Genomic DNA, 7,001 nt, shown 5'->3' on the forward strand with positions numbered 1-7,001 from the left:
GGAAGCCCCCCTCAAAACCAGGTCTCGCCGAGAGCCGTCGTAGACCACGACGTCGATAGGGGGCAGGTGGAAGCGCAGCAATGCGTGAAGCTAAGCCCTACTAATCGCTCGATCGGCTTGATCACCTCGCCAAAGGGCTAAGCCCCAAGGCCAGGTCAGCCCCACCACGCACAGCGGCAAAAGCCGCAAAACACCAAACCAACCTCAAAAGCTTCCAACCCGAAGCAGAAAAACACGCGAACCCCAGAACCCGAGGCACCCAAGCGGGCTTCGATGACTTGGTGGCCATGGCGAGGGCTGCACCACCCGATCCCATCCCGAACTCGGCCGTGAAATCCCTCAGCGCCAATGGTACTGCGTCTTAAGGCGTGGGAGAGTCGGTCGCCGCCAAGTCTTCCAAGCCCGCTTGAACCTTCTCCTAGCCTCCACCACACAAAACACCCGCGGGGTGGAGCAGCCCGGTAGCTCGTCAGGCTCATAACCTGAAGGTCGCAGGTTCAAATCCTGCCCCCGCAACCACCTTTACCGAACAACACAACAAATCACCCGCTCCGGCTCCAGCCAGAGCGGGTTTTTGCGTTGCGCCAAAAGCACTTGCCAGTTCCAGCATCTCCACGATGGCCCCCTCCAGCGTCACCCGGTGTCCCTGGGCGGCGTCGTGGGAAATCACCACCCGCTCGATCAGGTCGCGCAACTGCTGGCGCGCCGCCTCTGCGTCGGGCGAGCGCAGCTGACGGGCAAGGTCTGCAACCCGTGCGCGATAGACGGCGGCAAGGTCATCGTCCAGATTCAAAACCGGCTCCTCCTCGGACTGCGCAAGCTGCACTTCCAGGGCGGTGATTTCGTTTTCGATGCTGGTCAGCCGGTCCATGAGCGGCTTGGCGTCGTGGCCGTCTGCAATGGCGTCGACCAGGTGAACTTCCTTCTTGCGCAGGGCGTCCAGAGTTCGCTCCGTCTGCTCACGCTTCTGGCGGGCCGCTTTCAGGGCGGCCTTGGCCTCGGCCTGAACCGCCTTGATGAAGTCGGCCAGCAGGTTCGGGTCCATCAAGCGGTGCTGCAGGCTGTCGAGGACCAGGCTTTCCACCTCAGCGCGCCGGACCGACTTCTTCTCGGTGCAGGTGCCGGACTTTCGCGCGTTGGTGCAGCCGATGTAGTCCTTCCCGGCATTGCCCATGGCGCCGCCACAGGTGCCGCAGACCATCAGGCCGGAGAGGAAGTGCTTGGTACGGCGATGGTTCCAGAAGCCGTCCTTGGCTGTGTTGCCCTTTGCAAGGTCCGAGCGCCGGCCCTTGCCGCTGTTGGCCGTGGCCTTGAGGCGGTCCTGAACCTTCCGCCAGAGCGGCTCATCGATGATGCGCAGCTGCGGAACCTCTCGGGTGACGTATTCGTCGGCGGAGCGCACCCGGGCCTGGCGCAGACCGGTCTCGTAGTGTTTGCGATACTCCGTGCGGTTCCAGACCATCGTGCCGTGATAAATCGGGTTGCGCAGAATGCCCGATTGCCGCGTCGCGTGACCGCGGATGGTGGTATCACGCCAGGGCTTGCCCGTGGGGCTTGGGATGCCGTCGGCATTGAGCGCCTTGGCGATGGCGATGGGCGATTTGCCCTCGGCATAGTCCCGGTAGATGCGCCGGACCACATCGGCATGCTTTGGATGAATGGCGAGGACGCCGCGTTTGTCGGGGGCAGCGGCGGGGTCGTTGCAGTAGCCGTAGGGCGGGCGCGCGGTGTGGCGTCCTTCCAGGATGACGCCTTCCAGACCGCGATGGGTTTTCTGTTTCAAGGCGCGCAGGAACTCGCTGTCCATCATGGAGCGCAGCCCCACGGTCATGGGCGTCGCGAAGCCGTCGGCAACCGAATAGAAGCGCACGTTGTGATACTCAGCTTCCTTGTGGAGTGTCGCCATATCGGCCATGTCGCGGCTCAAGCGGTCGAAGGCCTCCACCAGGATAATGTCGGTGCCGTAAGACGTGATGATGGAACGCAAGGCGTTAAGCCCCGAGCGGTTAATGGTGGCGCCGGAGGTGGCGCCGTCCTGAAGTTGGGCAACGATCTCCCAGCCCTGTTGCTCGGCGACCCGCTGGCAAAGGCGATACTGGTCCTCGATGGATTGCGGGCGCTGCAAGTCGGTGGAATAGCGTGCGTAGATGATGGCACGAAGGGCTTGTGTCATAGGTCTCCTTTCTCTCTCGTTGGGGTCCCGGAGGCCCCGGAACCGGGACCGGTTCCGGGGCAAAGCGGGTGTCAGTGCCGAGTCTCGCTCGGCTCAGGCTGCGGGTCGTCGCAAGGATCCTGTTGTGACTGCGCGAGGCGCTCGGCCACGTAGGCTCTGGCGAGAAAGCGGCTTATGACACTCAGGTCGGGACTATCGCTTGGTGGCCCTGCGGCCTTATCAATGTTTGATTGCATAGTATGCTCCAAATTAATTTAAAGTCGAACATCATCTGTTCTCCGGATTTGAAATCGTTCAGGCTTACGCCCTCGAACCTTGCGGTCTTTGGCTGCGCGAAATGCAGCCTCGGCAAGCGGCCGAAAATGGCCGGAGCGGGCGGGAAGGGTTTCGGTCGGGTTCTAGCGCATGATTTCCTCCATTTAAAACAAAGATACACCCATTAAAGCAATAAAATTACGTATAGTCAAGAAGAAAGTACCGCGGGCAGTGCGGGAATATCCGAGATGGCCCGAAAAGGAGCCAAACCACTGCTGCAGGCGGCATTCAGAAGCCTGGTCCGGACGCAGGCGGCGGGGTCGATGATTCCTCGTCTTGCACCGGTTCGTCTGGGTCTGGTTCGTCTGGGTCCGGCATGACGCCCGGATCCTCTGGTGGGGTTTGCGTTGGTGCCTGCTCCTGGCGCCACTGGGCCAGGACGTGCGGCGGCGGCTGCCAATCGGGCTTGCCCTTGACCGAGAAGCGGACACCCTGGCGCTGTGCCTCCAGCCAGGCCAGTTCCAGGAACGCCTGGCTGCCGGAGGCCAGCACCGCACCGCCCCATTCGCGTTTGGCCTTGGTCATCGCAAGCGCGATGGCCTCCGGGTGTGCCTTGTCGAAGAGGCAGCGGTTGCCGTGGTCGGCAATGCGCCAGTCCTTCCCCGTTACCAGAACGTGCGTGTCCCTGGCTTTTGCGTGGCAGCCGAGACGACGCCAGCGCGCGGCGACGGCCTCGGCCTGGCGACGAGTCTGGATGGCGGTGCCGACCAGGGGATGGACGATGGCGCCTGCGGCTGGCCTGGTCTGCGGTTTGGGCGTCGGAACAGCAGGAGGCAGGGGATAGAGCCTACGCGGATTGCGTTTATACGCAGCCCTCAGTCGTGCGGCGGCGAGTCTATGTGCAAGCGCTGTTCTATCCGATACAGGCGCCGGTCCATCTGCAGCAGTATCTGGTAGAGCTGCTCCAGTGGGTCGTCCTCTCCCTCGGGCGGGTTGTTCAGGTGGTCGAGGATGGCGCCGGTGTGTTTGTAGATCTTGCGGGTCTGGTCGTATGTCGCTCGGCCGAGTTGCTCGGCGGGTGGCTGCTGCGGTGGTACGTTGATTTTCATGAGTTTCTCCTTTCATGCGTTGTGAAACGGCGGCTTTGCGGACGCCTGCGAAGCGATGCAGGGCGCCCAGGACGCGGCCGTTGCTGTGGGTGATGATCCAGGTGCCGGGCTTGTCGCCGGGGGCGACGCCCAGGCCCTGCTCCGCCAGGGCGGCTGTCAGCGCTTGCGCGCTGTCGCTTGCTTCCCAGGCAGCTTTGACCGCTGCGCGGGCTTGCGGCAGCGAGAGGCCCTCGCGTTTTGCCGCCTGGTGCTGGTCGCTCGTGTAGGCGGCCTGAGGCAGGGGGCCATCTGTTAGGCCCTCCTGCTCCAGTTGCTGTGCTGCCGTGGTGCGCCCCTCGGCCTCCAGGGCTGCGACCACGGCGGTGTTGTGGCGCCCGCGCGTCAGCTTGTGACCGAAGCGCAGTTCGGCGCGCCGCGCAATTTTCTCTTGGCGCAGGTAGCTGTGTGAGCTGCTGAGCACGCGCCCGGTGAGGGGGTCGACTTCGGGCACAAGCAGGTGCCAGTGCTGCCCGAAGCCCGCGTTCCTGGCCCGGGGTTTCTGGTGCTCGACGATGAGGCAGCGCTGCAGGTCAAAGCCGAACTCCGAGGCCAGTGACTGGAACACCGCGACGGCGTCACGCCGCTCCAGCGGTGCATCGGGATTCACCGAGAAGTGCCGCAGGGCATAGCGCCGCTGCCAACTTCGGGCGTCGGCCACCGCATCGACAAGCAGCGTCTCATCGCCGCTCAGGCAAGCCACCTGCTCGTTGTCTTTCCCGCGCAGGACGTGCGTGGCCACGGCCTTGTGGCCGCTTTCGGCACGGATGCGCGTGGACTTGATAATCACCGGGCGGCCCGCCGTTGGTCGAGGGTTGCGGCCACCTGCCGCTGCATGCTCTCGGCCGCCCGGACAATGCGCTCCGGTGTTGCCGCGGGCAGGGCGCCGCCTGCGTTCAGGTGATGGGCAATCTGGTTGAGGTTGTTGCCGAGCCGCCCCACGGCGCCGCGCAGGGCGACCAGCTCGGCCAGCAGCTGGCGCTCGGTCTCGGCGTCGCGGCAGGTGGCATGGGCGGCCAGCACCGCGCGGATATAGGCTGACAGTGGCTCGTCGGCCGCCCGTGCCGCAGCCGCAAGCTCTTGCTTGAGGGCGGCGCTGAGGCGGAAGCGGATGATCTCGTCGTGTCTCATAAGGCAGTCTCCTTTGACCGTTTGTGGGTGCCTGGTTGGGGGTCCACGGGGGCTCCGCCCCCTGGCCAGCTGCGCTTTGTGGAACAAAGGGCATGGCTGGCTACCCAAGGCTGTCCTGAGATGAAGTGAGGCTGCCTGGTTAAAAGCGGGTTAACGTTTTGGGAAAAAGGGGGGGCGTGCAGAATCGAGGAGCGCGAGAAGCCGCGTTCAAAGTTTATGGATTTCCAATGAGAAAAGGCGAGGGGCCTTCGGTTCGCATTCTGAAGATGGCCTGCCTGGGGGAAAGCTGCTGAGCAGGATTACTGCCCAGGGCGGGGCGGGCGCGGCGCCCCCACACAGCGCAAGCGCGCGCCCCGCCCGCCGCCGTCAGGCGGCAGGTGTTTCCGCGAGTGGCTGACGTTCCAGGTGAGAGCGACAGAAGCTGAAATCGATCAGCGCATAGCTTTGATTGGAAGGATTGGGAGGGATAGGAGAAAGATCCGAAACGGGACGGCCTCCGGCGCTCCACCAGGATAACGGCCATGTCTCCTCGCGCAGCGAAGCGATTGCCTGAATCATATTGCTCCTGTAGCAACGGCATTAAATTTGCTGCGCGGCTTGCTGACGTGAGGGAAGCATGACGAACCTGCCGGTGCTACCCTAGGCGGCCATCCGAGCCTATGAGCACCTCCTGCTTCCCGTCTGGGTGTTCTCCGTCGAGAGCTTGCGGATCCTCGCCGTAAACAGCGCGGCCCAGGATTGGCTGGGCTACGATGCGCAGACGCTGCAGGCGATGACGATCATCGACTTGCGCCCGCCTGCCGAACGAGCCCAACTTGTTACACGGGTTCGGCAATTCGAGGGGACGGTGACCGATGCAGGCACCTGGACCATTGTCGGGAAATCCGGGGACCACTACGCCGCCTCCTTCGCCTGGAGCAAGGTCGTCTTCGAGGGGACGGAGGCCATCGTTGCCAGTATCCGTGACGTTACCCGGACTGTCCGTGCAGAGACGCGGGCCGACAGCCTGAGCAAGCAAAACGAGGCTCTGCGCAAAAGTGTCAGCTTATCCGCCGAGCATCTGTCGCGGCTCTTCGATGGCCTGCCGGGCAAGATGCTGGTCCTGACGCCTGGCGACTACAGGATGGTAGCGGTCACCGAGGAGTATGCCGAGGCCGTGATGCAGGAGCGTGGCGAAATACGGCAATAGCACGTGCGAGGGGTGATCCAAGCGCAGGGAACGGTTTTTTAGGCAGGCAAAGTAGCTTTACTCGGGAGAGGGAAATGTGGGATTTTAGTATTGGAGGTGCGCTCGGAATGATGGTGCGCACGATGCCGTTTATCCTGTTGCGCATGGCGGTCTATTTCGGGATCTCGCTGGGCTATATTCTGATTACCGGTGTCGGCGCCGGTGTCGGCTGGGGTGTCGGTGGGTTTGGCGACGAAGAGTTTCGCGCCACGACAACAATGTGGGGCGGCTTTGCGGGCTTTGGGCTTTTTGGCGTCTTTATGTATTGGGCGCGCGAATATATTCTCTATATCGTCAAGGCCGGACACATTGCCGTTTTGATCGAATTGATTGATGGTAAACTGATGCCGCATGGCCGCAGCCAAATCAGTCATGCAACAGCGGTGGTTAAAGAACGGTTTCCGCAGGCCAGCGTGTTGTTCGCCGTCGATCAATTGATCAAAGGCGTTGTGCGCGCCATTTCGGGATTGGTGCGTGGCATCCTGACCATTCTGCCGATTCCCGGAGCGCAACAGATTGGCGGTATCATATCCGCGTTTTTGCGCGTCGCCGTCGGGTTCGTTGACGAAGTGATCCTTGCCCACGCCATCCGCACGAATTCGACAAATGCATGGGGGTCAGCGAAAGTGGCGCTCGTGCTCTATGCGCAGAACTACAAGCCAATGCTTAAGAATGCTGCATGGCTGGCAATTATTGTCTACGGCCTCAGTTTTGTAGTGTTTCTTGTCATGCTCGCGCCAGCTGCGCTGGTGGTCTACCTGATGCCCGGCGCATGGGCGGCAGGCGGCGTGGTATTCGCGCTGCTGTTCGCATGGAGCATCAAGGCCGCACTGCTGGAACCTTTTGCCATCACCTGCAGATGCAAGTCTATTTCAAGACAATTGAGGGCCAGCAACCGAACCCCGAATGGGAAGCCAAGCTGGAACAGATGTCAGGCAAATTCCGTAAGCTGAGGACCTCTAACAACCGGGTTTGATGTTCTGAAGCAGCCAAGCCGCGCCGTGCTTCAGTATTGCGCTCGCCTTACCCTGCAGCCTCGGCGGGGCTATGGAGGTCGGCGGTCCTCTCT

The 7,001-nt window shown here is 62.4% G+C and carries 5 protein-coding genes, 1 tRNA gene and 2 rRNA genes; 5 read left to right on the plus strand and 3 right to left on the minus strand.

What is annotated here, in order from left to right; translation table 11 throughout:
- From P2G67_RS16235 to P2G67_RS16245, 3 genes are all read left to right on the plus strand, one after another.
- Positions 1–125 (plus strand): 23S ribosomal RNA (locus P2G67_RS16235); the annotation flags it as partial.
- 152 nt (positions 126–277) lie between these two features.
- Positions 278–393, plus strand: a 5S ribosomal RNA gene (gene rrf / locus P2G67_RS16240).
- A 49-nt stretch (positions 394–442) separates the two neighbouring features.
- Positions 443–519, plus strand: a tRNA-Met gene (locus P2G67_RS16245).
- On the opposite strand, the gene P2G67_RS16440 is transcribed toward P2G67_RS16245, so the two are convergent.
- The 3 genes from P2G67_RS16440 to P2G67_RS16260 all read right to left on the minus strand — a co-directional run bounded on the left by P2G67_RS16440 (position 476) and on the right by P2G67_RS16260 (position 4,704).
- Complete coding sequence (locus P2G67_RS16440; RefSeq protein WP_367575380.1) at positions 476–2,173, minus strand: recombinase family protein; 1,698 nt, start codon at positions 2,171–2,173, stop codon at positions 476–478. The two genes, P2G67_RS16245 and P2G67_RS16440, sit on opposite strands and share 44 nt — an antisense overlap.
- A 543-nt stretch (positions 2,174–2,716) precedes the next feature.
- Complete coding sequence (locus P2G67_RS16255) at positions 2,717–4,363, minus strand: LPD7 domain-containing protein (protein WP_275824351.1); 1,647 nt, start codon at positions 4,361–4,363, stop codon at positions 2,717–2,719.
- On the minus strand, positions 4,360–4,704 hold the full coding sequence (locus tag P2G67_RS16260; protein ID WP_275824352.1) for a plasmid mobilization protein: 345 nt from the start codon (positions 4,702–4,704) through the stop codon (positions 4,360–4,362). The genes P2G67_RS16255 and P2G67_RS16260 overlap by 4 nt, the downstream gene beginning before the upstream one ends.
- Before the next feature lie 685 nt (positions 4,705–5,389).
- On the opposite strand from P2G67_RS16260, the gene P2G67_RS16265 reads away from it, so the two are divergent.
- Together P2G67_RS16265 and P2G67_RS16270 are read left to right on the plus strand one after the other, a co-directional pair.
- Entirely contained in the window at positions 5,390–5,893 is a 504-nt protein-coding gene (locus P2G67_RS16265; protein ID WP_275824353.1) for a PAS domain S-box protein, read from the plus strand.
- Positions 5,894–5,967: 74 nt separating this feature from the next.
- A complete protein-coding gene (locus tag P2G67_RS16270; protein ID WP_322099732.1) occupies positions 5,968–6,885 on the plus strand; it encodes a hypothetical protein in 918 nt (305 codons plus the stop codon).
- Positions 6,886–7,001 lie beyond the last annotated feature (116 nt).

This window comes from Aquibaculum arenosum (assembly GCF_029222965.1).
Classification (GTDB): domain Bacteria; phylum Pseudomonadota; class Alphaproteobacteria; order Kiloniellales; family DSM-21159; genus Aquibaculum; species Aquibaculum arenosum.